The 21927-nt window shown below is 64.5% G+C and carries 25 protein-coding genes and 1 tRNA gene; 11 read left to right on the top strand and 15 right to left on the bottom strand.

Going from position 1 to position 21927, the window contains the following annotated elements; translation table 11 throughout:
- Positions 1-10 precede the first annotated feature (10 nt).
- From QA639_RS03535 to QA639_RS03545, 3 genes are all read left to right on the top strand, one after another.
- Positions 11-331, top strand: coding sequence for a YbaB/EbfC family nucleoid-associated protein (locus QA639_RS03535; RefSeq protein WP_028335943.1), 321 nt, complete (start codon positions 11-13; stop codon positions 329-331).
- A 97-nt stretch (positions 332-428) separates the two neighbouring features.
- Entirely contained in the window at positions 429-1034 is a 606-nt protein-coding gene (recR, locus tag QA639_RS03540) for a recombination mediator RecR (RefSeq protein ID WP_028335942.1), read from the top strand.
- A 148-nt stretch (positions 1035-1182) separates the two neighbouring features.
- On the top strand, positions 1183-1611 hold the full coding sequence (locus QA639_RS03545; RefSeq protein WP_198400150.1) for a hypothetical protein: 429 nt from the start codon (positions 1183-1185) through the stop codon (positions 1609-1611).
- Between the two features lie 292 nt (positions 1612-1903).
- Here QA639_RS03545 and QA639_RS03550 read toward each other — a convergent pair whose 3' ends face one another.
- The 3 genes from QA639_RS03550 to QA639_RS03560 all read right to left on the bottom strand — a co-directional run bounded on the left by QA639_RS03550 (position 1904) and on the right by QA639_RS03560 (position 5136).
- A complete protein-coding gene (locus QA639_RS03550) occupies positions 1904-3280 on the bottom strand; it encodes an AmpG family muropeptide MFS transporter (RefSeq protein ID WP_157343477.1) in 1377 nt (458 codons plus the stop codon).
- 78 nt (positions 3281-3358) lie between these two features.
- On the bottom strand, positions 3359-3664 hold the full coding sequence (locus QA639_RS03555) for a GIY-YIG nuclease family protein (RefSeq protein WP_038385630.1): 306 nt from the start codon (positions 3662-3664) through the stop codon (positions 3359-3361).
- 266 nt (positions 3665-3930) lie between these two features.
- Entirely contained in the window at positions 3931-5136 is a 1206-nt protein-coding gene (locus tag QA639_RS03560) for a DNA recombination protein RmuC (RefSeq protein ID WP_283089184.1), read from the bottom strand.
- A 170-nt stretch (positions 5137-5306) separates the two neighbouring features.
- Between QA639_RS03560 and def the strand changes: the two genes are divergently transcribed.
- From def to truA, 3 genes are all read left to right on the top strand, one after another.
- Positions 5307-5834: a peptide deformylase gene (gene def, locus QA639_RS03565; protein ID WP_157343479.1), complete on the top strand. Its 528-nt coding sequence runs from the start codon at positions 5307-5309 to the stop codon at positions 5832-5834.
- A gap of 168 nt (positions 5835-6002) precedes the next feature.
- On the top strand, positions 6003-6938 hold the full coding sequence (fmt, locus tag QA639_RS03570) for a methionyl-tRNA formyltransferase (RefSeq protein ID WP_157343481.1): 936 nt from the start codon (positions 6003-6005) through the stop codon (positions 6936-6938).
- Positions 6938-7675, top strand: a complete 738-nt coding sequence (gene truA / locus QA639_RS03575; RefSeq protein ID WP_157343483.1) for a tRNA pseudouridine(38-40) synthase TruA — start codon at positions 6938-6940, stop codon at positions 7673-7675. Before fmt ends, truA begins: the two co-directional genes overlap by 1 nt.
- A 135-nt stretch (positions 7676-7810) precedes the next feature.
- On the opposite strand, the gene dapE is transcribed toward truA, so the two are convergent.
- The 11 genes from dapE to rpmH form a co-directional block, all read right to left on the bottom strand.
- The gene (gene dapE, locus QA639_RS03580; RefSeq protein WP_157343485.1) at positions 7811-8965 is read right to left on the bottom strand and encodes a succinyl-diaminopimelate desuccinylase; all 1155 of its coding nucleotides are present in this window, start codon (positions 8963-8965) and stop codon (positions 7811-7813) included.
- A gap of 17 nt (positions 8966-8982) precedes the next feature.
- Entirely contained in the window at positions 8983-9594 is a 612-nt protein-coding gene (locus QA639_RS03585; RefSeq protein WP_283089185.1) for a DUF805 domain-containing protein, read from the bottom strand.
- A 73-nt stretch (positions 9595-9667) separates the two neighbouring features.
- Entirely contained in the window at positions 9668-10513 is an 846-nt protein-coding gene (dapD, locus tag QA639_RS03590; protein WP_050385037.1) for a 2,3,4,5-tetrahydropyridine-2,6-dicarboxylate N-succinyltransferase, read from the bottom strand.
- Between the two features lie 129 nt (positions 10514-10642).
- Positions 10643-11332 carry a pyrimidine 5'-nucleotidase gene (locus tag QA639_RS03595; protein ID WP_157343489.1) on the bottom strand — a complete coding sequence of 230 codons (690 nt, stop codon included), beginning with the start codon at positions 11330-11332 and terminating at the stop codon, positions 10643-10645.
- 190 nt (positions 11333-11522) lie between these two features.
- Entirely contained in the window at positions 11523-12509 is a 987-nt protein-coding gene (locus QA639_RS03600) for a DUF1036 domain-containing protein (protein WP_028335930.1), read from the bottom strand.
- Between the two features lie 158 nt (positions 12510-12667).
- A complete protein-coding gene (argB, locus tag QA639_RS03605) occupies positions 12668-13561 on the bottom strand; it encodes an acetylglutamate kinase (RefSeq protein ID WP_016848093.1) in 894 nt (297 codons plus the stop codon).
- 212 nt (positions 13562-13773) lie between these two features.
- Positions 13774-14142, bottom strand: a complete 369-nt coding sequence (locus QA639_RS03610) for a DUF423 domain-containing protein (RefSeq protein WP_157343491.1) — start codon at positions 14140-14142, stop codon at positions 13774-13776.
- Complete coding sequence (gene yihA / locus QA639_RS03615; RefSeq protein ID WP_157343492.1) at positions 14139-14792, bottom strand: ribosome biogenesis GTP-binding protein YihA/YsxC; 654 nt, start codon at positions 14790-14792, stop codon at positions 14139-14141. Before yihA ends, QA639_RS03610 begins: the two co-directional genes overlap by 4 nt.
- A gap of 174 nt (positions 14793-14966) precedes the next feature.
- The gene (gene yidC / locus QA639_RS03620) at positions 14967-16862 is read right to left on the bottom strand and encodes a membrane protein insertase YidC (protein ID WP_283089186.1); all 1896 of its coding nucleotides are present in this window, start codon (positions 16860-16862) and stop codon (positions 14967-14969) included.
- Between the two features lie 3 nt (positions 16863-16865).
- Positions 16866-17276: a ribonuclease P protein component gene (gene rnpA, locus QA639_RS03625; protein WP_028335926.1), complete on the bottom strand. Its 411-nt coding sequence runs from the start codon at positions 17274-17276 to the stop codon at positions 16866-16868.
- 32 nt (positions 17277-17308) lie between these two features.
- The gene (rpmH, locus tag QA639_RS03630) at positions 17309-17443 is read right to left on the bottom strand and encodes a 50S ribosomal protein L34 (protein WP_008542748.1); all 135 of its coding nucleotides are present in this window, start codon (positions 17441-17443) and stop codon (positions 17309-17311) included.
- A 365-nt stretch (positions 17444-17808) separates the two neighbouring features.
- On the opposite strand from rpmH, the gene QA639_RS03635 reads away from it, so the two are divergent.
- Both QA639_RS03635 and QA639_RS03640 read left to right on the top strand, forming a co-directional pair.
- Positions 17809-19287 (top strand): sensor histidine kinase, encoded by a 1479-nt coding sequence (locus tag QA639_RS03635; RefSeq protein ID WP_028335925.1) that lies wholly within the window; start codon positions 17809-17811, stop codon positions 19285-19287.
- Between the two features lie 152 nt (positions 19288-19439).
- Positions 19440-19516 (top strand) — tRNA-Arg (locus QA639_RS03640).
- Between the two features lie 154 nt (positions 19517-19670).
- On the opposite strand, the gene QA639_RS03645 is transcribed toward QA639_RS03640, so the two are convergent.
- A complete protein-coding gene (locus tag QA639_RS03645; RefSeq protein ID WP_346283739.1) occupies positions 19671-20045 on the bottom strand; it encodes a recombinase family protein in 375 nt (124 codons plus the stop codon).
- Between the two features lie 162 nt (positions 20046-20207).
- Here QA639_RS03645 and QA639_RS03650 point away from each other — a divergent pair, with 162 nt between their 5' ends.
- The 3 genes from QA639_RS03650 (at position 20208) to QA639_RS03660 (ending at position 21893) form a co-directional block, all read left to right on the top strand.
- Complete coding sequence (locus tag QA639_RS03650) at positions 20208-21017, top strand: sterol desaturase family protein (protein WP_028335924.1); 810 nt, start codon at positions 20208-20210, stop codon at positions 21015-21017.
- Positions 21004-21291 (top strand): DUF5658 family protein, encoded by a 288-nt coding sequence (locus tag QA639_RS03655; protein ID WP_225161514.1) that lies wholly within the window; start codon positions 21004-21006, stop codon positions 21289-21291. Before QA639_RS03650 ends, QA639_RS03655 begins: the two co-directional genes overlap by 14 nt.
- Before the next feature lie 227 nt (positions 21292-21518).
- A complete protein-coding gene (locus QA639_RS03660) occupies positions 21519-21893 on the top strand; it encodes a hypothetical protein (RefSeq protein ID WP_283089187.1) in 375 nt (124 codons plus the stop codon).
- Positions 21894-21927 lie beyond the last annotated feature (34 nt).

The following is a 21927-nucleotide window of genomic DNA, read 5'->3' on the forward strand; positions in this document are numbered from 1 at the left end:
GGACGCACGCATGGCTGATTTTCTCGGCATGATGAAGCAGGCAGCGCAGCTGCAATCCAAGATGCAGGAGATGCAGGAACAGCTCGGCAATGTCGAGGTCGAAGGCATCTCCGGCGGCGGCCTGGTCACGGTGCGCATGACCGCCAAGATGGAAGTGAAGGGCATCAAGATCGATCCGTCGCTGATGAAGCCGGAGGAACGCGAGGTGCTCGAGGATCTCCTGGTCACCGCCCATGGCGATGCCCGCCGCAAGGCCGAGACCGCGATGCAGGAGAAGATGATGGCGCTGACCGGCGGGCTCGGCCTGCCGCCGGGATTTGGTCCGACTTAGAGCGCAGCGAGATCGAGATGAATCATCGTGCTTTGGCTCTTTGTTTGAGCATGGCCTTTTCGGAAAACCGCTTCGCACTTTTCCGGGTCATGCTCTAATGGCCGCGAGCGTTGCCGGCCCCGAGATTGAACGCCTGATCCAGTTGCTGGCGCGGCTGCCGGGCCTCGGGCCCCGTTCGGCGCGGCGCGCGGCGCTGCATCTGATCAAGAAGCGCGAAGCCCTGATGACGCCGCTGACCGCGGCGCTGCAGGTCGCGATCGACAAGATCCAGGTCTGCAAGACCTGCGGAAACATCGATACACAAAACCCCTGCACGGTGTGCACCGATCCGCGCCGCGATCCCTCGATCATCGTCGTGGTCGCGGACGTCGCCGACCTCTGGGCGCTGGAACGCGCCAATGCGACCAATGGCCGCTATCACGTGCTCGGCGCAACGCTGTCGCCGCTCGACGGCGTCGGTCCCCAGGATCTCACCATCGATCAGCTGGTGGCGCGTGCGCATGCGCCCGAGGTCAGCGAGATCATTTTGGCGCTCAATGCGACCGTCGATGGCCAGACCACGGCGCATTACATCACTGACCTCTTGTCGGAGGCCAATGTGCGGGTGACGCGGCTGGCGCATGGCGTGCCGGTCGGCGGAGAGCTTGATTACCTCGATGAAGGTACGCTATCTGCCGCCATGCGGCAGCGGACGCTGTTCTAGCGCGCGATGCCGGCGCCGAGCACGGCGTCAGGCGCCAAGCGATCGGTCACAATCCGAAAAGATCGCAGCGAAACAAAATGGTAGGGTGGATGCCGATTCGGGGACGGTCATTCACGCTCTGACGAATCAAGATACGGAACCACTGACAATGACGGCACACCGATTCGGCGTACGCTTGAGCTTTGCGCTTCTGGCGGCAACGTTCGCCGCGCCTTGCGCCATCGCGCAGCAGGCCGACGCGCCGCAGAAGCCCGGCAAGATGATCCACGCCGGCGACGTGCTGTCGGGCGAACTCAGCGCGATGAAGGTGCGCGACGCCAAGAACCGCGGCAAGCGAGTCGCGACCTACCAGATCACCAGCGAGCCGCGCCGTCTGCCGCCGCCGAACGGTCTGTGCAATCTCGAGACCGGGCCGGAAACCTTCCAGCTGATTCCGACCAACGATGCCCAGGCCGCGCAGCTCAAAAGCCTCTCCGGCAAGGAAATCTCGGTGAAGGTCGACGAAGTCGCCTGCGCCAAGGACGCCGGCGAGATGAGCGAAGCGATCGTCACCAAGTGGAGCGTGGTGGCGAAATAGGGTCGTGCTTTGTCGCCCGGATGGAGCGCAGCGACGTTTCTTCTTCCCCCTGCAAGGGGGAAGGTCGGGATGGGGGTCCGCCGCGCGCGACGCTGCGTGTGGAGAGACAAGATCCCGACCCGCTTTGCTCTGGCGAGCAAAGCGACCTCCCCTTTTCAAGGGGAGGTTTGAGAGACAGGAATCCTGCGGCCGATCCGTAGCCCGGATGGAGCGAAGCGAAATCCGGGACGGTCGTGCCGGTCGAGAGGTTTCCCGGATTGCGCTGCGCTCCATCCGGGCTACGGCGGCTGGGCTAAACCCGCACCGGCCCCAGCTCATCGAAATGCCCGCGCCGCTGCAGCCAGGCGAGCAGGATCAGGCTCGGGATCGCGACCAGCACACAGATCACGAAGAACATCTGCCAGCCGACGGCCTTGGCCACATAGCCCGCGCCCGACGACAGATAGGTGCGGCCGACCGCCGCGAGCGCCGTCAGCAGCGCGTACTGGGTTGCGGTGTGCAGCGGATTGCGGCACAGCGCCGACAAATAGGCGACGAAGATCACGGTGCCGATCGCGCTGGTGAAATTCTCCGCGGTGATCGCAAGCGCGAGCGCCCATTGATCGACGCCGACATGTGCCAGCCACGAGAACGAGAGGTTGGCGATCGCCTGCAGCACGCCGCCGATCCAGAGGCTGGTCGCGAGCGAATAGCGTCGCGCCACGAAGCCGCCGGCAAAGCCGCCGATCAGGGTCGCGGCAAGGCCGACGCCTTTCACGATCGCCGCGTAATCGACCTTGGAAAAGCCGATGTCGATCACGAACGGCGCGGTCATGGTGCCCGAAAACGCGTCGGTGAACTTGAACAGCACCACAAAGGCGAGCGCCGCGAAGGCGTCCTTGCGGCTGAGGAACTCCGAGAACGCGCCGAGCGCCGCGTGCAACACGCGTTCGGCCGCGTTCTGCGCATGCGTCGCCGCCTCCGCGCCTTTCGATTGCGCCGGCTCGGTCGCCGCAAGCGCGGTGATGATGCCGATCACGACCAGCGCGGCCATCACCACATAGCCCCACATCCAGGCCGACGGGCGCGCGAGGCCTGCGGACTCGAACCCGCTGACGATGAACAGCGCACCGGCGGTCGAAACCAGCATGCCGACGCGGTAGGCCGCGACATAGGACGCCATCCCGGCGGCCTGCTCGCTTTCGGGCAGGCTTTCGACGCGGAAGGCATCGACCACGATGTCCTGCGTCGATGAGGCCGTTGCGACCAGCAGCGCGGCAAAGGCCGCGAACCATGGCGATCGCGCCGGATCGGCCATCGCCAGCACCACGATCGCCGCGATCAGCAGCAGCTGCGAGAACAGCAGCCAGCCGCGGCGGCGGCCGAACATCTGCGTGAACAGCGGCACGTGCAGCGCGTCGACCAGCGGCGCCCAGAGGAACTTCAGCGTGTAGGGCGTGCCGATCAGCGCCAGCAGCCCGATGGTGCCGAGATCGACCCCGGCCTCCTTCATCCAGACCTGCAGCGTCGAGCCCGACAGCGCCAGCGGTAGCCCCGAGGAGAAGCCCAGCAGCAGCACGATCAGCACCCGCGGCTGCAGGTACACGGCAAAGCTGTCGCGCCAGGAGGTGGCGGCGGGCTTTGGCTCCGGCTTTGCAGACGCGTCTGACGTCGATTCAGGTGCTGTCATAGAGGAGTTGGTAGCAGATTCGGCCCCAAAAAGACTGTCATCGCCCGGCTTGACCGGGCGATCCAGTATCCCGGAAGCCTATCCGCCACCTGCGGCAATTTCCGGGTAAAGATCGATCCAGTCCGGATTGTCTTTTTCGATTAGGGAAATCTTCCAAGCGCGTCGCCATTTCTTCAGCCGCTTCTCGCGTCGGATCGCGTTCTCAGGATCATCGAACTGCTCGAAATAGACCAGCCTTACGACATCGTACTTTTCCGTGAAGCCTTCGACCAACTTCAACTTGTGCTGGCCGACGCGACGAATGAGGTCGTTTGTCACACCGATGTAGAGCGTGCCGCCGATATGGCTGGCGAGGATGTAGACGTAATAGCTGCGTGCCCCCATCTGCCGCCTCTGGAATACTGGATCGCCCGGTCAAGCCGGGCGATGACAGCTGATTATGTGGTGCGATCTTTGGTCAGCAACATCACTAGGTGCGGTCATAGAGAAGTTGTTACCAGAATCAGCCCCCAAAAGACTGTCATCGCCCGGCTTGACCGGGCGATCCAGTATCCCAGAGGCCTATCCGCCACCCACGGCTATTTCGGGATAAAGTCGGGCGATGACATCGATTGGGTGGCGCACGCCGGACAACGTCTAGAAAACAACGATCACTCCCCCGCCTGCAGCTTGCGCGGGGCGGGGAACAGGTCGGGGGCGGGCTTGACGAAGCGGGGGACCTCGATCGGGGTCTCGGACTTGCTGAAGTCGAGTTCCTCGATGCGGCCGGCGCGTTTCTCGATCTTGTCGGCGGAGATCAGGATCTGCCTGACGTCCTCGTTCACCTGGCCGAAATGGGTTTGCAGCTTGAGCACGCGATCGCGCAGGCGGCCAAGGTCGTCGCCGAGATGCATCACCTCGTTGCGGATCTGGTCGGCGGCGTCGCGGATGCGGGCGTCCTTCAGGATCTGCTGCATCACCTGGATCGCCAGCATCAGGAGCGACGGCGACACCAGCACGACGCGGGCGCGATAGGCCTTCTGGATCACGTCGTCGAAGCCGTCATGGATCTCGGCATAGACCGATTCCGACGGCACGAACATCAGCGCGGTGTCCTGGGTCTCGCCCGGGATCAGGTACTTCTCCGCGATGTCACTGACGTGCTTCAGCACGTCGGCGCGCAGCCGCTGGCTGGCGAATTTGCGCTCCTCGTCGCTGCGCGCATCGTGCAGCGCGGTCATGGCCTCGAGCGGAAATTTCGCGTCGATGCACAGCGGGCGCTGGTCGGGCAGGAACACCACGCAGTCCGGCCGCTTGCCGGACGTCAGCGTGTACTGGAACTCGAACGAGCCCTTCGGCATGCCGTCCTGGACGATCGCCTCCATCCGCGCCTGGCCGAACGCGCCGCGCGATTGCTTGTTGGCGAGCACGTCGCGCAGCGTCGTCACCTGGGTGGTGAGCTCGTTGAGGTTCTTGTGCGCGTGGTCGATGATGCCGAGCCGCTCGTGCAGCACGCGCAGCGAATCCATCGTGTTGCGGGTCGACTGCTCCATCGACTGGCCGACCCGGTGGGTCACCGAATCGAGCCGCTCGTTGACCGCGCGGGCCATCTCGGCCTGGCGGCCGGCCAGCGCCTGCGCCATGGCATCGACCCGCCCGGAGGATTCGCTCTGGGCCCGCAGCATGTCGGCGAGCCGCTCTTCCAGCTCGTCGGCGCGGATGGCCTGGGCCATCGCGAGTTCCGCGCCGCGCCGGCTGGCGCGCGCGATCACCACGGTGATGGCGAACAGCAGGATCAGCGCCAGCGCGCCAAGGCCGATCAAAGCGTCGGAGACACGGACCGGGAGGTCGCCAATCGTGAGCAGAATCTCGTTCATGTCGGCCCTTGTAGCCGATTCGCGGCCAGACGCGAACGAAGAGGGAACACTTATGGTAAATGCATTCCTGATTTTCCGGGTTAATGCGGGGTGAAGAAACGTGGTTAAGGTTGTCCTAACGGGTTCCTGAGCGCATTGACCCCATGAAGTCAGCAGCTTAAATCGCCGCCATGGCATTAAGAGAAATCATCATCCTGCCGGACAAGCAGTTGCGGCTGGTGTCGAGACCGATCGAGAAGGTGACGCCGGAGATCCGCAAGCTGGCCGACGACATGCTCGAGACCATGTATGACGCGCCCGGCATTGGGCTCGCGGCGATCCAGGTCGCGCAGCCGCTGCGGCTGATCACGATGGACCTCGCCAAGCGCGACGAGAACGGCGAGACCACGGCGAAGCCGCGCGTCTTCATCAATCCGGAGATCATTGCGCGTTCGGAAGAGCTGTCGGTGTACGAAGAGGGCTGCCTGTCGATCCCCGAATATTACGAGGAGGTCGAGCGGCCGGCGCGGGTACGCGTGCGATTCACCGATCTCGACGGCACGGTGCATGAAGAGGATGCGGACGGGCTCTACGCCACCTGCATCCAGCACGAAATCGATCATCTCAACGGCGTGCTGTTCGTGGATTATCTGTCGAAACTGAAGCGCGACCGCGTGTTCAAGAAATTCGAGAAGGCCGCCAAGCGCGCGGCGGAGTAGGCGCGCGCACTCCGCCGTCATGCCCGGGCTTGACCCGGGCATCCACGTCTTCCTTCTGGGAGACCAAAGACGTGGATGGCTGGGCATAGGCGAGCGAAAGCGACGCCATCCTTGACGGCTATGCCCGGCCGTGACGAAGATTGGATCCTCCCGGAAGAATCTGACCGTATGCCTCTCCGCCTGATCTTCATGGGCACGCCCGATTTCGCGGTGCCGACGCTGCTGGAGCTCGTGGCCCATGGCCATGAGGTCGTGGCGGTCTACACCCGCGCGCCGAAACCGGGCGGGCGGCGCGGCCTGCAATTGCAGCCGACGCCGGTCGAGCAGGAGGCGCGCCGCCTCGGCATTCCCGTGCTGACGCCGAAGACCCTCAAGACCTCGGAAGCGCTCGAGGAGTTTCGCGCCCATGACGCGGATGCCGCCGTCGTCGTCGCCTACGGCATGATCCTGCCGCAGGCCATTCTCGACGCGCCCAGGCTCGGCTGCTTCAACCTGCATGCCTCGCTGCTGCCGCGCTGGCGCGGCGCCGCGCCGATCAACCGCGCCATCATGGCGGGCGATGCCGAGAGCGGCGTGATGGTGATGAAGATGGATGTCGGCCTCGACACCGGCGACGTCGCGATGGCCGAGCGGCTGCCGATCACGGACGGCATGACGGCATCCGACCTGCACGACGCGCTGGCGCCGCTCGGTGCCGACCTGATGGTGCGCGCGATGGGCGCGCTGCAGCGCGGCGGCTTGCAGCTGACGAAGCAGAGCGAGGGCGGCGTCACCTATGCCGCCAAGATCGAGAAGGCCGAGGCGCGGATCGACTGGACACAGCCGGCGCATATGGTGCTGCGGCACATTCACGGGCTTTCGCCGTTTCCCGGCGCCTGGTGCGAGCTTGCGGGCGAAAGCGAGCCGGTGCGGCTGAAAATCCTGCGCTGCGAGCAGGCGAAAGGCTCGGGCGCACCTGGCGATATGCTCGACGACAATTTCGCGGTCGCCTGCGGCGACGGCGCGATCCGGATCCTCGAATTGCAGCGCGCCGGCAAGGCGCCGATGAAGGCGGCGGACTTTTTGCGCGGCACGCCGCTGAAGCCGCCTGCGCGGCTCGGCTGATGCCGCGCTACAAGCTCACCATCGAGTATGACGGCACGCCGTTCTCCGGCTGGCAGATCCAGGACACCGCGCCGACCGTGCAGGGCGCGCTGGAGGCGGCGGTCAAGGCGATCTGCGGCGAGGACGTGCGCGTCCATGGCGCAGGGCGTACCGATGCCGGCGTGCATGCGCGCGGCCAGGTCGCGCATTGCGACATCGCTAAGCATTTTCCGCCCGGCCGCTTCCGTGACGGGCTGAACGCGCATCTGCGGCCCAATCCGATCGGCGTGCTCGCGGCTGACATCGTGCCGGACGATTTCGAGGCGCGGTTCTCCGCGACCAGGCGGCACTACCTCTATCGCATCACCAACACGCGCGCGAACCTCGCGCTCGACATCGGGCGGGTCTGGCGCGTGCCGCGCGCGCTCGATGCTGACGCGATGCACGCCGCCGCGCAGCGCCTGCTCGGCAAGCACGATTTCACCACCTTCCGCGACACCGAGTGCCAGGCCAAGTCGCCGGAGAAGACGCTCGATCAGCTCGACGTCACCCGTGACGGCGCCGCCGTCAACATCGTGACCTCGGCGCGCTCGTTCCTGCACAGCCAGGTGCGCTCGATGGTGGGCTCGCTGGTCTGGGTCGGCGAGGGGCGCTGGAGCGCGGACGACCTCGCCGCCGCGCTCGCCGCCCGCAACCGCGCCGCCTGCGGCCCCGTGGCGCCGCCGGACGGGCTCTACCTGATGCGGGTGGATTACTAGGCGGTGTGAATGATCTCGTAGGTAGAGCCTACCCGAAATACCACGCTGTATCTGGTGCGGGTGGATGACAGGTAGCCCCAATCCCTACTGTGCATGGGGTTGTTTTCGATGTTTTTGTCCGGCCGGGCGGCTGGCCTACCCGAAATACCGCTCCAGCACGCCTCGATAGATCCGCGTCAGCTTCTCCAGATCAGCCACCGGCGTGCGCTCGTCGACCTGGTGCATGGTCTGGCCGACCAGGCCGAATTCGATCACCGGGCAATAGCTCGAGATGAAGCGCGCGTCCGAGGTGCCGCCGGAGGTCGATAGCTCCGGCCTGCGGCCGGTGATCTCCTCGATCGCGGCGACCGCGAGGTCGGTGAACGGCCCGGGCTGGGTGACGAACACGTTCGAGTTCGACGGTTGCCAATCGATATGGGCGCGGATCCGGTTGCCGCAGGCTTTCGCCAGCCGCGCATCGACCAGCTGCCGCAGGCTCTCCTGGGTGTGGTTGTCGTTGTAGCGGATGTTGAATTTCGCCCGCGCCTGGCCGGGGATCACGTTGCTCGCGGTGTTGCCGACATCGACGGTGGTGAATTCGAGATTGCTGGCCTGGAATTGCGCGCTGCCGTGATCGAGCGGCTCGTCGCTCAGCGCCACGATCAGCCGCGAGATATCCGGCACCGGGTTCGAGGCACGGTGCGGATAGGCGACGTGGCCCTGCACGCCCTCGACGACAAGCGTGCCGGATTGCGAGCCGCGTCGGCCGATCTTGATCATGTCGCCCAGCACTTCGACATTCGAGGGCTCGCCGAGCACGCAATGATCGAATGTCTCGCCACGCTCGGCGCACCATTTCAACAGCTTGACGGTGCCGTTGATCGAGACGTCTTCCTCATCGCCGGTGATCAGGAAGGAGATCGAGCCGTTCGGCTTGCCTCCATGGTCGCCGAGATATTGCAACACCGCGGCGACACTGCAGGCGATGCCGCCCTTCATGTCGACGGCGCCGCGGCCGTAGAGATAACCGTCCTTCACCTCGCCGGAGAACGCGCCGAGCGTCCACGCCGCTTCATCGCCGGGCGGCACCACGTCGGTGTGGCCGGCGAAGGTGATATGCGGCGCCGAAGAGCCGATGCGCGCATAGAGGTTGTCGACATCGGCGGTGCCGGGCTCGGAGAAGGTCACGCGGTGGACCTCGAAGCCTGCGGTTTTCAGCAGGTTCTCGAGAACGCCAAGCGCGCCGGCGTCGGCCGGGGTGACGGATGGGCAGCGAACGAGATCGCGGGTAATCGAGACGGCATCACTCATGCGCCTCGCTTAACACGTCACACGGCGGGTGGACCAGCTTTGTGCGGCACGATATCGAGCTCGCTCTGCTGATCCCAGCCGCGCGTGGAGCGCGACCCGCTGTCGCGGCCTTGCCGCGCATGGGTTTTCCCGAGCGGATTGGGGCCATAGCGATTGGGGTAGCTGGTGCTGCGCAAAAAGGCGAGCTCGATGAAGCCCCAGACATAGAGCACGAAGACGATCAGGCCCGCGGCCATCACCCAATAGGATTCATCGGGGAGCCGATCCGAGAACTGACCCATGAGACCCGGGATCGCGAAGAACGGGACCATCCACCAGCCGCTCTTGTCGCGGTCGTGCAGGCGCTTGATCGAGACAGCGACATAGACCCAAACGAACAAGAACGTTCCGCAGGCCTTGACCAGCAATGCCGGCAATCCGGCCCAGCTCAGCGATCTGTAGCTGTCGGGGTCGAAGGCCCGGAAGATGTCGTCGACATTGAAGCTGAACCCGTTCTTGCCGCCGAGGCCGGCCGAGACCGCCAGTAAGGCCAGGAACATCATCCAGCAGACGATGATCAGCCCTGCTAGCCAGAATTTGGCCCGGTTGACGCGGCCCTTGAAGCCGAACAGGTAGTTGGCCCAGTCCATGAAAATAAGCTCCGGGCTGCGGCAATTCTTCGCGGCCCGGAGATATGTCGGCGTCGGATCGAAATTGGTTCGATCAGTCCCGCAGCAGCTCGTTGATGCTGGTCTTGGCGCGGGTGCGCTCGTCGACCCGCTTGACGATCACGGCGCAGGCGGTGGCAGGTCCCGGCTGGCCGTTCTTCAGCGGCTTGGCCGGCAGGGTGCCGGGCACCACGACGGCATATTCCGGGACCTCGCCAATGAAGATTTCGCCGGTCTCGCGGTCGACGATCTTGGTCGAGGCGCCGAGGAATACGCCCATCGACAGCACCGCGCCCTTGCGCACGATCACGCCCTCGGCGACCTCCGAGCGCGCGCCGATGAAGCAGTCGTCCTCGACGATCACCGGCTCGGCCTGCAGCGGCTCGAGCACGCCGCCGATGCCGACGCCGCCGGAGATGTGCACGCGCTTGCCGATCTGGGCGCAGGAGCCGACCGTCGACCAGGTGTCGATCATGGTGGCTTCATCGACATAGGCGCCGAGATTGACGAAGGAGGGCATCAGCACGACGTTGCGGGCGATGAAGGCCGAGCGACGCACGATCGCGCCCGGCACGGCGCGGAAGCCGGCGTCGCGGAAACGGTTCTCGCCCCAGCCCTCGAATTTCGACGGCACCTTGTCCCACCACGATGCCTTGCCCGGGCCGCCCGCGATCTGGCCCATGTCGTTGAGGCGGAACGACAGCAGCACGGCCTTCTTCAGCCACTGATTGACCTTCCACTTGCCGCTCGTCTCGCGCTCGGCGACGCGGGCTTCGCCCTTGTCGAGCAGTTCCAGCGCGTGGTCGACCGCCTCGCGGACCTCGCCCTTGGTCGAGGTCGAAATGCCTTCGCGGGCGTCGAACGCGGTGTTGACGGTGGTTTCGAGGGCGGACAGCGACATCGGGACAATCCTTGGCGTATCGGGGATTATGACGGGATTTTGCGAGGCTTTTTCGGAATTTGGGGCCGCGGAGTCAAGGCAAACTCCTCCGTCGCCCCGGCGAAAGCCGGGACGACACCTGTTGAGAGGCTACGGCTTCAACCGCTGCAGGAAGCCGGTGAGATCATCCGTGACATGGTCGACATGGGCGGCGTCGCGGCCTTCGAGCTCCCACGTTTCGCGCACCACCTCCTGGCTGCCGTCGGGCACGACCAGCACGGTGGTCATGCCGAGCTCATACGGCACCACCAGATTGCGCGCGAGGTCCTCGAACATCGCGGCCTTCGCCGGATCGACATCGTGGAGCCTGAGGAACTTCTGGTAGGTCTGCGGCGCCGGTTTCGGCTCGAGATCGGCGGCGATGATGTCGAACACGCCGTCGAAATGGTTGCCGATGCCGAGCCGGCCCAGCACCGCATCGACATGGTCGACCGAGCCGTTGGTCAGGATCAACTTGCGCCCCGGCAGTTTTGCGATCGCGACTCCCATCGCGGGATTCGGTTGCAGCGGCGAGTGGTCGATCTTGTGAACATAAGCGAGATAGTCGTCGGCCTGCACGCCGTGCTCGGTCATCATGCCGCGCATCGTGGTGCCGTAGCGCAGGTAATAGTCCTTCTGCAGCCGCCGTGCTTCCTCGGAAGAGATCTTCAGCCAGTTGCTGACGAACTCGCCGATCCGCGCATCGACCTGCTGCCACAGATTGACGTGATGTGGGTACAGCGTGTTGTCGAGGTCGAACACCCAGGTCTCGACATGGCCGAAGCTGCGGGAAGTTTTCATTGTGGCTCTCCACCTGTCGGCGTGAACGTCGTTCCGCCCTCCGCCGTCGTCTTGGCGAAAGCCAGGACCCATACCGCGGAATCTATCAATGTGGCACGGTGCTCGTCGTTCTTCGCCAAACGCAGTCTTGTGGTAATGGGTCCCGGCGTTCGCCGGGACGACAGTGATGCTTGCGGCGCCATTGTCCTCATCACGGCATCGCAAAGCGCAGCGTCTTGCCGCCGCTGGTCATGTCGACGGTGGTGAAGCCGAGCGCGGCGAGGCCGCGGGTGGCGCAGTCGCCCTGTTCGTTGATCTCGAACTTGCTCTCGCGGGTGCAGAGCTGGACCCCGCCGCCCCAGTTCAGCGGCTTGTCCTTGATGCGGATGGCCCGGTTGTCGTTGTCGACCGCTTCGGCAAACGAATAGATCTGCTTCGGCGTGCCTGATACGTCGGGATGCAGGCACTTGCCGGGGTCGATGCGATACCAGCCGCGGCTGGTCACCACCTTGCCGTCGTCGGTTGCAACCGCGGCCATCACCTTGTGCGGCGTGTCGTTGCACCAGGTCAGTCCCGATGGCGATGGCTTCTGCACGGCATCGATCATGGTGGCGAAGAAATTCGGCGACTGCACGATGTCGCTGGCGAGCCCGCGGCTCTTCAGGAACGCCGACAGCGCACTCTGGGTCTTCGGCCCGTCGACGCCGTCGATCGGCGCGGCATCGTAGCCCGCGATCACCAGCAGGCGCTGGATACCGGCGAGGCGCGCCTGCTCGTCGTCATATTCGCTGTCTTCGGCGAGATAGGCGACCAGATGGCCGTCGTCGGTCTTCGTCGGCGTGATCTGGGTGAATTGCGCGGGCATCTGGCCGGAGCGGCATTGTCGCGCGGCGGCGATCACGAAATTGTCCTGCGCCACGCAGAGCGTGTCGGTGCCGTTCTGCGGGATCGGCGAAGCGCCATAGACGCCAAGCGCCCGCGCATTGAGCAGCACGCGGTCGGCGGTGAGCGCGCCCTGCACCACGACCCGGCAGGTCGCCGGATCGATACGGAACCAGCCGCGTGTCGCGGTCGCGGCCTTGTCGTCGATGCCGATCGCGGCCTCGATCACATAGCTCATGCGGTTGCAGAGCTTGAGGTCGGCATGCGCCGGCGCCGACGAGAACAGGAACGACATCAGCGCGGCGGGCAGCGACATCGCGAGCCGCGCCGGCAGCGACCGGCGAGGTCGCATCACATTCATGTCGTCATGCCCGGGCTTGTCCCGGGCATCCACGTCTTGCCCACGAGCTTGTTGCGGAAAAGACGTGGATAGCCGGGACAAGTCCGGCCATGACGATGAATGGCTGTGCCCGTTCACTTATGGATCAGCGTGCCGGTGCCCTGGTTCGTGAAGAGCTCGAGCAGCACCGCGTGCTGCGTCTTGCCGTCGATGATCACGACGCCCTGCACGCCCTGTTCGAGCGCGTAGATGCAGGTCTCGACCTTCGGGATCATGCCGCCGGAAATCGTGCCGTCGGCGATCAGCTTGCGGGCTTCCTTGATCGACAGGTCCGGAATCAGCTTCTTGGACTTGTCGAGCACGCCCGGCACGTCGGTCAGCAGCAGCAGGCGCTTGGCCTTCAGCGCGCCCGCGATCGCGCCGGCGAAGGTGTCGGCGTTGATGTTCAGGGTCTGGCCGTCCTGCGAGGTCGCGAGCGGCGCCAGCACCGGGATCAGCTCATAGCCGATCAGCTGATTGAGCAGCGTGAGGTCGACCTTTTCGGGGTCGCCGACGAAGCCGAGATCGATCGCCTTCTCGATGTTGGAATCCGGATCGACCATGGTGCGCGTCGTCTTCGACGCCTTCACCATGTTGCCGTCCTTGCCGGAGAGGCCCACGGCCTTGCCGCCGGCCTCGTTGATATAGCCGACGATCTGCTTGTTTACCGAGCCCGCCAGCACCATCTCGACGATCTCGATGGTCGCGGCGTCGGTGATGCGCAGGCCAGCGGCGAATTCCGACTGGATGCCGAGGCGCTTCAGCATGGTCGCGATCTGCGGCCCGCCGCCATGCACGACCACCGGATTGATCGCAGTCTGCTCGAGCAGCACGATGTCGCGCGCGAACGCCTTGGCGGTGTCCTCGGCGCCCATGGCATGGCCGCCATATTTAATGACGATGGTTTCCTCGTCATATTCCTGCATGTGCGGCAGCGCCTCGGACAGGATGCGGGCCTGATCGAGCGGGCTGATGTGCTGGTCGGTCATGGGGCTGGTCTCGTCGTCAGCGAAGGGGTGGCGCGGTTCTATCTGATTGCCGGGCAGGGCGCAAAGCGGGAGAGGTATTCGCTCGTATCTGTAGCCCGGATGGAGCCAACGGGTCGCGCGAACGCGCGCCCGATGACAGGCTTCGCGCAATCCGGGGTTTGCAGCCGCGGCACGATTCCCGGATTTCGCTTGCGCTCCATCCGGGCTACGGGTCACCGCCGTGGCCACACCGCCGCGACCGCCAGCACCAGCCAGCTCAGGATCAAGAGCGTTCCGCCGGTCGGCGCAGCCATCGGAAACAATCCATGGCCGGCATATTGGCGCAGCACGAGATCGCCGGCGAACAATGACGCCGCGATGACGAAGCCGGCCGCCGCCACGACTGCGAGCTTCGCATGGATGATCGCGCGATCCGCGACCGCGATGGTGGCGACCACGGCGGGTGCATGGAACAGCAGCATCGAGGACGCCGCCGCCAGCCGCGTGGCGTCAGGCAGATGGGCCGCGGCCGCCGCCAGCATCACGCCGCAGGCGCCCATGACGGCGGCAAGCCCGACCAGGAGGCGGGATGCGCCGCTCATCGGCGCCGTTCCTCGATCAGGCGCACCATGGCGGCGCGCAGCTCAGGCATGCCGCCGCCGGTGCGCGACGAGGTCACCAGCACCTCGGGGAAGGCGGCGGGATGCTTTGCGAGTGTTGCCGACGTGTCGGCGATGACGGTCTTGAGTTCGCCGGCCTTCACCTGGTCGGCCTTGGTCAGCACGACCTGGTAGCTGACCGCGGACTTGTCCAGCGTCTTCAGCACGTCGAGATCGACGTCCTTGATGCCGTGGCGCGCGTCGATCAGCACGTAGACCCGCGCCAGTGTCGCGCGCCCCAGCAGGAATTTGTGGATCAGCGCCGTCCATGACGCCACCTTGGTCTTGGGCGCCGAGGCGTAGCCGTAGCCGGGCATGTCGACCAGACGGAAGCCCGCCTTCTCCGGTCCCTCGAAGAAGATCAGCTCCTGGGTGCGGCCGGGCGTGTGCGAGGTGCGCGCCAGGTTGCTGCGGCCGGTCAGCGCGTTGATCAGGCTCGACTTGCCGACATTGGAGCGGCCGGCAAACGCGACCTCGAGGCCGGCCATCGGCGGCAACGTCTCGATCGAGGGCGAGGCCCAAATGAAGCGCCAGTCGCCGGCGAACAGTTTTCGGCCTTGCTCAATCAGCGCCGCATCGGGTTCGGTGCTCATGCGAAGGATTCCATCTCGTCGCGGCCAGGCAAAGGCCCAAGGCGGGTCCTTGGCGTAGGACGACCCGGCCATCCAGGTCAACGTCCAGAGCCTCGGTTCTGGGCGCCCTCCAATATGTCGATGCCCGGCACAGGGCCGGGCATGACGTGGTTGACGAAGCGCTGTTGCTGGAGGCTACGTCGCCTTCTTGGTCTCAGTCGTCACGCTTTTTTTTTGAAACGTCGCCTTCAGATTGTCGAACAGCTCTACCTTCACGCCGTTGCGCCGCATGATGTAGCTCTGCTGCAGCACCGACAGCAGGTTGTTCCAGGCCCAGTAGATCACGAGACCCGCCGGGAAGCCGGCCAGCATGAAGGTGAAGATCAGCGGCATCCAGTCGAAGATCATCTTCTGGGTCGGATCCGGCGGCGCCGGATTGAGCTTCATCTGGACCCACATCGTGATGCCCATGATGATCGGCCAGATGCCCATCACCAGATAGGAGCCGAAATGCGGTCCGAGCAGCGCGATCGGATCGAACGGAATCAGGCCGAACAGCGTGAACAGGTTGGTCGGATCGGGCGCCGAGAGGTCCTTGATCCAGCCGAAGAACGGCGCGTGCCGCATTTCGATGGTGATGAACAGCACCTTGTAGAGCGAGAAGAACACCGGGATCTGCAAGGCGACGGGAAGACAGCCCGCGATCGGGTTGATCTTCTCCTTCTTGTAGATCTCCATCATCTCCTGCTGCTGCTTCACGCGGTCGTCAGGATAGCGTTCCTTCAGCGCCTGCAGCTGCGGCTGCACCGACTTCATCTTCGCCATCGAGGCGTAGGACTTGTTGGCGAGCGGGAAGAACAGGAGCTTCACGATCACGGTCACCAAGAGGATCGCGATGCCGAAATTGCCGACCAGGCGATAGAACCAGTCGAGCGCCAGGAACATCGGCTTGGTGATGAAGTAGAAGTGGCCCCAGTCGATCAGGAGATCGAAATGGTTGAGGCCGAGCTGCTTGTTGTAGCCGCCGAAGCCGACCAGCGGGAAGTTGAGGCCGACCGTGGCGGCTTCCTTCGCGCCGGCAAACAGCCGCGCGTTGGCGACGCCGGTGCCGCCGATCGGAATGGTCTGCGCGCCGAGCATGTAGTCGGTCTGGTAGCGCTTGTCGCCGGTCGTGAAGCGGGCGCTTTCAAGCGTTGCGGTGGTTTCGGGCAGCAACGCCGCAGCCCAGTATTTGTCCGTGATGCCGAGCCAGCCGTCGGTGACCTTCGTGAACACGATGCCGCGCGAATTTCCGCCGGTCGAGGTCTTGGCCTCGTCGATGTTCTTGTAGCTGAATTCCTGCAGGCCGTGTTCGCCGAGATAGCCGATCGGGCCTTCGTGCAGAATCGCGTAGCCGGAGACCGGCGGCTTGCCGCCGCGCGAGATCAGGCCGAACGGATACAGCGTCACCGGCGCGCTGCCGAGATTGTTGACCTCGTCCTTGATGGAGAACAGGTAGCGATCGTCGATCGAGATGGTGCGGCGGAAGGTCAGGCCCTGGCCGTTCTCGTATTTCAGAATCACCGGGGTGCTCGGCGACAGGCTGTTCGATCCCTCCTGCTGCCAGACGGTTTCGGCGTTCGGCGTCTTCACCGATGAGCCGTTGGCGGTCAGCCACAGGAACTCGGCATAATAAGGCTCGGCCGTGCCGGACGGCGAAAGCAGCACGACGGCCGGCGATTTGGGATCGACCGTCTCGCGGAACTGGACCAGCGAGAGGTCGTCGATCCGGGCGCCCTTCAGCGCGATGCTGCCGGTGACGCGCGGGGTCTCGATCCTGATGCGCGGGCCGGAGGCAAGCACCGTCTCGCGGCTCGCGACCGGAGCGTCAGCAGCAGGCGCGCCGGGGGCCGGGGAGGGGGTCGCCGAGGTTCCCGGAGCGGTGCCGGGAGCAGCACCCGGCGTCGCCTGCGGCGCCGGCTTCTGCAACTCCGCCTGGCGCTGCGCCTCGCGCTGCTTCTCCATCTGCGGCACATTGTAGAAGTATTGCCAGGCGATCAGGACGAGGCCGGACAGAATGACGGCAAGGATCGTATTGCGGTTGTCGGACATCTCTTAGGGTCTCGTCATTCCATTCGGATTGGGCGCGCTCTTGTTACCCGCCTTGTTAGTACCCGTCTTGTTAGTGCCCGTCTTGGGCGCAGGCCGGTCGAGGCGGCGCAGCGCCGACCGCAGGTCGTCAAGCATGGTCGCAAAGTCGCGGGTCAGCGCGTCACGACGGCCCACTAGCACATAATCATGGTGCGGCCGCATGAATACGGCGTCGACCTGTCTCATCACTTCGCGAAGCCGGCGGCGGATGCGGTTGCGCTCGGTCGCGGTGCCGTTCTTCTTGGTGACGGTATAGCCGACGCGGATCGGGCCCTGATCGTCGCGGCGGCGGCCCTGCAGCACAAAAGCTGTGGTATTCGCCCGTGCGCCATTGGCAACGGCGAGGAAATCCGCCCGCTGCCTCAGCCGATCCATAATGGGTATCTCCGGAGAGGAGACGTCCGGGCTCAGGCGCTCAGGCGCTTGCGGCCACGCGCGCGGCGCGCAGCGAGGACCTTGCGGCCGCCGGCCGTGGCGAGACGGGCGCGGAAGCCGTGACGGCGCTTGCGCACCAGTTTGCTGGGTTGATAAGTCCGCTTCACGGGTAATTCTCCGCTGACCGGGCAATTTGCCGTTGTATTGAGATGGAGTCCGGTGATGCTGGCGGGCCCAAACGAGCCGTTGACGGCCCCAAAGAGCCGCCCCCGGGTCAAGAACCGGGCCATCGCGGACAGTTGGCGCGGCTTATAAGGGAGCGCCCTGTTTTCGTCAATGTCACAGGCCGTCGCAAAAAGGCTTCTTCGAAACGTCGCAATTGGGGCGAATATATCTGATTTCGCGGGGTATTTGACGGTATGGAGACGCTTTGGGGCGTTCGGGGAACCGCCCACATTAGCGATCCGTAATTTGACCGGCTTGGGGGCCGGGCTCCATCTTCCGACCCCTAAGCCAAACAAGGCCTTATCTTGTGGCTCTAACTGACGATCAGGCGACCGCGCAGAAGCAGCGGCCCAAGCCGTCCCCCCGGCTCGGGCTGTCGGGCAAGCTTTTGCTGCTGACGATTCCCCTGGTGATGATCGCCGGGCTCCTGATCTACGTCCCGGCCATCGCCAACTTCCGGATGAACCGGCTCAATGACCGCCTGGCCGCCGCCAATACCGCTGCGCTGGTGCTCGATGCCGCCCCGTCCGGCCTGGTGCCGGATTCGCTGGCGCGGCAGATCCTGACCAGCATCGGCGCCCGTGCCGTCGCCATCAAATTGGGACAGCAGCGCCGGCTGCTCGCCAGCGCCGACCTTCCGGCGGCGATCGACCATGACGTCGACATGCGGACCATGACGGTGTGGTCGGCGATCGTCGATGCCTTCGAGATCATGCTGGAGCATGGCGACCAGACCATCCGCGTGGTCGGACCCGCGCCGGGCCAGGCGCAATTCATCGAGGTCGTGATCGACGAGAAGCCGCTGCGGCAGGCGATGTACCGCTTCTCGCGCAACGTTTTGGTCGTTGCATTGCTGATCGCCGGCCTGACCGCCGGCCTGGTCTATCTGGCGCTGCATTATTTGTTCGTGCGCCCGATGCGGCGGCTGACCGCGAGCCTGGTCGGCTTCCACGAGAATCCGGAGAGTTCGGCGCGGATCATCGTGCCGAGCCAGCGCGGCGACGAGATCGGCGTTGCCGAGCGCGAGCTGTCGGACATGCAGCGCGACCTCGTCTCGATGCTGCATCAGAAGAGCCGGCTTGCCGCGCTCGGGCTCGCCGTCTCCAAGATCAACCACGATCTGCGCAATCTGCTGGCGTCCTCGCAACTGCTGTCGGACCAGCTCGCCAGCGTGCCCGACCCGCGGGTGCAGCGCTTTGCGCCGAAATTGTTGCGCTCGCTGGAGCGCGCCATCGCCTTCTGCCAGTCGACGCTCTCCTATGGCCGCGCGCAGGAGGCGGCGCCTGATCGCCGCGTGATCATGGTGGAGCCCGCGGTTGCCGAGGTGCGGGAGTCGGCGGGGCTTGCGACCGATGTCTCGATCACCTGGATCAGCGCGATCGAGCGCGGCCTGACCATCGACGCCGACCCGGACCAGCTGTTCCGCGTGCTGCTCAATCTGGTGCGCAACGCGGCACAGGCGCTGGAGAGCCGGCCCGCAGGCGACGGCGGCGCCCAGCAGATCCGCATCACCGGCCGCCGCGAGGGGACGGTCGCGATCATCGAGGTCTCCGACACCGGTCCGGGCGTCCCGACCAAGGCGCGCGAGCATCTGTTCGAGGCGTTCCAGACCTCCGGCCGCCCCGGCGGCAGCGGGCTCGGCCTTGCAATTGCCGCCGAGCTGATCCGGGCTCACGGCGGCCACATCCATCTGGTCGAGGGCACCATCGGCGCCACCTTCCGGATTTCGATCCCGGATCGTCCGGTGGAACTGCTGTCGATCCGCAGCGAGCGGGCGAGGGCCTAGCGGCCTCCCGGTATTCCGGGGCGGCCAAAGCCGCGGCCGAAATTGGCGTTTCCAGACCTTGCCAACCGGACCCGGAGCCTGTAGCTAGAGCGCTCTTTCGCGACGTTCCGGGGCTCCCGGGAACATGCGGGCTCAAGCCCACCCGCGAAAATGCGCCCGTAGCTCAGCTGGATAGAGCATCAGACTACGAATCTGAGGGTCGGACGTTCGAATCGTTCCGGGCGCGCCATTCACGCAAGTTCCCATTGGTTCGGGCAGCTGATGCGTGCTCGTCTTCAGTAGAATATTCCCAGGCACTTCTGGATCGATTGCCTTCCACTGCACTCACACAGTCCGTGGTCGCAGTTGGAGGGCGCCGTGTCATTGGCGTCCCTCCTCAGTCCTCAAGAGCCCGGCAAACCGACGCGGCCAATCCTGAGCGCCTTCGCGATAGCGGACGCCCCCATGCCTTCAGCTTTGAGCGCCTTCACTATGGCGGTGTCGATGGACGCTGTGCGTCCCTGGTAGACCCCGCGTGCCTTGGCCTCCGCGACACTCTCAAGCTGCCGCTCGCTGCGGAGGTTGGTCTCGAACTCGGCGAACACACCGAGCATGTCCAGGAAACACTTGCCCGCCGCTGTGCTGGTGTCGATGTGCTGCTCTGTATAGCCCCTCAGGGATGCGCCGCGCGCACGGTGCGCACGATGTCCTGCAGGCGGGCGCGGGGCTCGCTTCAGCTGGCTGTCGCCGCACCGGATCGGAGACCGGCCAGGAAAAATGCGCCCGCGGGGGTCAGAATCGGGCCGAAGGCGAGGGGCGCCCCGTAAAAACCCTGCTTGCCCCCGCCGGAGCGTTGAGAAAAAATAAGCTTTTTTAGCTTATAGGCACAGAAATGTTTTTATTCTTATTGTCTGTCCTTTTGAGCCGGCGAGTCATCCCTCATGCAGAGTGACATCGCAAACGCCGTATTTTATGCGGCCGTGTTTCTGGGCATCGTCTATACCAGTCGCATCCTGGAAAAAAGATGGCCGATTGCGGACGTTCCCTACGCCGAGTTTCGTGATGATTGGCTCGCGGTGATCGTGAGCCTCGGGTTGTCGTCCATGCTCGCTCCGATCGCGGCGATCAGCGCGGGCAAAATTGCGAGCTATACCGGTCTCGGTTGGATCAAGCTGCCGACCGACGGTTACTGGTGGTACGTCTCCCTCGCAATCATCGTGGTTGCATTCGATCTCTACAAGTACACATACCATCGCCTTCAACATGCGATCCCCTTTCTGTGGGCGATGCACTCCTTCCATCACAGCGCGAACGGCGTGACGTTCATTACCGGCGGTCGGCATTTCTGGCTGGAGAGGGTGTTGTCCGACGCCTTTCTTCCGATCATGGCGATCCTGTTCCGCATCCCGCCGGACATGGTGATAGCGGTGGGATTTATCTTCTTCATGCCCGATGCGTGTGCCCATCTCAACGTCCGCATTCCGCTCGGTCGGTATGTGACATGGATCAACAATCCGCAATGGCACCGGATCCATCATTCGGTCCTTCCCGAGCACAGGGACAAAAACTTCGCAGCCTGCTTTCCGTTTCTCGACATTCTGTTCGGCACGGCCTGGATACCGAAGCCGGACGAATATCCTGCAACGGGCCTCGTGCCTGCCGAGCGCGTGGACATCATCAATAGTGTGATCTGGCCAATCCGGCATCTTCGGCATTACTGGCATCGGGAGTCTCGGAATGAATTGGGTTAAGGGTCTTTTGGTGCTCCTCGCGCTGCTGCTGGGTTACGCCGACCTTGAGTCGACGAATGTGATCCTGAGTCTCGGATTGGGTGAGTTGAACCCGTTCATGCATCTGGCGCAGACATGGTTCGGCGTCTGGTGGCTGGTGCCCAAGCTTGGCTTGACGTTCGTGGTCACGTGGCTGCTTTGGCGGAGCAACAACGTTTACAACATCGCTCTCGTCGTCGCGTTCTGCTCCACGCCTGTCCTGAACAATCTCGTCATCATCGCGGGCACGAACTGAATCAATCCCTTCGCCGGTTGCCGTAACCGGCGAGGTGCTTGTGCTGCCCGGCGCATTCTTCCCGCAAGGACGATGAAATGAATGTCGCGGCGCGGACCATGCATCGCGGCGCAGTCTTTTTCCGGTACGCGAACTTTCGTCGTATCTCGCGGAACCTGCCCGCTCCATCCGGCGACAAACACCGCAGAATGATAGACGATCGCCTCCAGCGGTCAGGAGGATCAGTGATGTCGGACAGGTTCGTCGTCACCTGCATGGTCTGCTGTGCCCTGATCCTGGGGGCTCCGGGGGCGACCGTGCACGCGCAGACACCGTCGAACTGCAAGGAGCCGCACACCGGCACCAGCCGCGTCCCGATGCTGTCGCCGCCGCTGGCCAATGTGGTGACGGGCACGGGTCGGCTGCAATTCTACTCGGCGCCGAATCTGCATTGTCCGATCCGCGGCGTGTTCGTCATTCCAAATGACGCACTGATCGCGTATGCGCAAACCAGGGATGGCTGGTCGTCGGTGATGTACCTCAATCCGGGGACGGGCAACGACGTCTCGGGTTGGGTGAGGTCGGCGAGGCTGAAGGTGACCGGAACCGTCGGACCGAAGTAGCACGCGACCACGATCGCGGCAGGCGGCTTCCCGC

It is taken from the genome of Bradyrhizobium pachyrhizi (assembly GCF_029714545.1).
Taxonomy (GTDB): domain Bacteria; phylum Pseudomonadota; class Alphaproteobacteria; order Rhizobiales; family Xanthobacteraceae; genus Bradyrhizobium; species Bradyrhizobium pachyrhizi.

Excerpts from the sequence above, each read along its gene's own strand:
- QA639_RS03535 (WP_028335943.1), top strand. The coding sequence starts at position 11 with ATGGCTGATTTTCTCGGCATGATGAAGCAGGCAGCGCAGCTGCAATCC.
- recR (WP_028335942.1), top strand. The coding sequence starts at position 429 with ATGGCCGCGAGCGTTGCCGGCCCCGAGATTGAACGCCTGATCCAGTTG.
- QA639_RS03545 (WP_198400150.1), top strand. The coding sequence starts at position 1,183 with ATGACGGCACACCGATTCGGCGTACGCTTGAGCTTTGCGCTTCTGGCG.
- QA639_RS03550 (WP_157343477.1), bottom strand. The coding sequence starts at position 3,280 with ATGACAGCACCTGAATCGACGTCAGACGCGTCTGCAAAGCCGGAGCCA.
- QA639_RS03555 (WP_038385630.1), bottom strand. The coding sequence starts at position 3,664 with ATGGGGGCACGCAGCTATTACGTCTACATCCTCGCCAGCCATATCGGC.
- QA639_RS03560 (WP_283089184.1), bottom strand. The coding sequence starts at position 5,136 with ATGAACGAGATTCTGCTCACGATTGGCGACCTCCCGGTCCGTGTCTCC.
- def (WP_157343479.1), top strand. The coding sequence starts at position 5,307 with ATGGCATTAAGAGAAATCATCATCCTGCCGGACAAGCAGTTGCGGCTG.
- fmt (WP_157343481.1), top strand. The coding sequence starts at position 6,003 with ATGCCTCTCCGCCTGATCTTCATGGGCACGCCCGATTTCGCGGTGCCG.
- truA (WP_157343483.1), top strand. The coding sequence starts at position 6,938 with ATGCCGCGCTACAAGCTCACCATCGAGTATGACGGCACGCCGTTCTCC.
- dapE (WP_157343485.1), bottom strand. The coding sequence starts at position 8,965 with ATGAGTGATGCCGTCTCGATTACCCGCGATCTCGTTCGCTGCCCATCC.
- QA639_RS03585 (WP_283089185.1), bottom strand. The coding sequence starts at position 9,594 with ATGGACTGGGCCAACTACCTGTTCGGCTTCAAGGGCCGCGTCAACCGG.
- dapD (WP_050385037.1), bottom strand. The coding sequence starts at position 10,513 with ATGTCGCTGTCCGCCCTCGAAACCACCGTCAACACCGCGTTCGACGCC.
- QA639_RS03595 (WP_157343489.1), bottom strand. The coding sequence starts at position 11,332 with ATGAAAACTTCCCGCAGCTTCGGCCATGTCGAGACCTGGGTGTTCGAC.
- QA639_RS03600 (WP_028335930.1), bottom strand. The coding sequence starts at position 12,509 with ATGTCGCTGCCCGCCGCGCTGATGTCGTTCCTGTTCTCGTCGGCGCCG.
- argB (WP_016848093.1), bottom strand. The coding sequence starts at position 13,561 with ATGACCGACCAGCACATCAGCCCGCTCGATCAGGCCCGCATCCTGTCC.
- QA639_RS03610 (WP_157343491.1), bottom strand. The coding sequence starts at position 14,142 with ATGAGCGGCGCATCCCGCCTCCTGGTCGGGCTTGCCGCCGTCATGGGC.
- yihA (WP_157343492.1), bottom strand. The coding sequence starts at position 14,792 with ATGAGCACCGAACCCGATGCGGCGCTGATTGAGCAAGGCCGAAAACTG.
- yidC (WP_283089186.1), bottom strand. The coding sequence starts at position 16,862 with ATGTCCGACAACCGCAATACGATCCTTGCCGTCATTCTGTCCGGCCTC.
- rnpA (WP_028335926.1), bottom strand. The coding sequence starts at position 17,276 with ATGGATCGGCTGAGGCAGCGGGCGGATTTCCTCGCCGTTGCCAATGGC.
- QA639_RS03650 (WP_028335924.1), top strand. The coding sequence starts at position 20,208 with ATGCAGAGTGACATCGCAAACGCCGTATTTTATGCGGCCGTGTTTCTG.
- QA639_RS03655 (WP_225161514.1), top strand. The coding sequence starts at position 21,004 with ATGAATTGGGTTAAGGGTCTTTTGGTGCTCCTCGCGCTGCTGCTGGGT.
- QA639_RS03660 (WP_283089187.1), top strand. The coding sequence starts at position 21,519 with ATGTCGGACAGGTTCGTCGTCACCTGCATGGTCTGCTGTGCCCTGATC.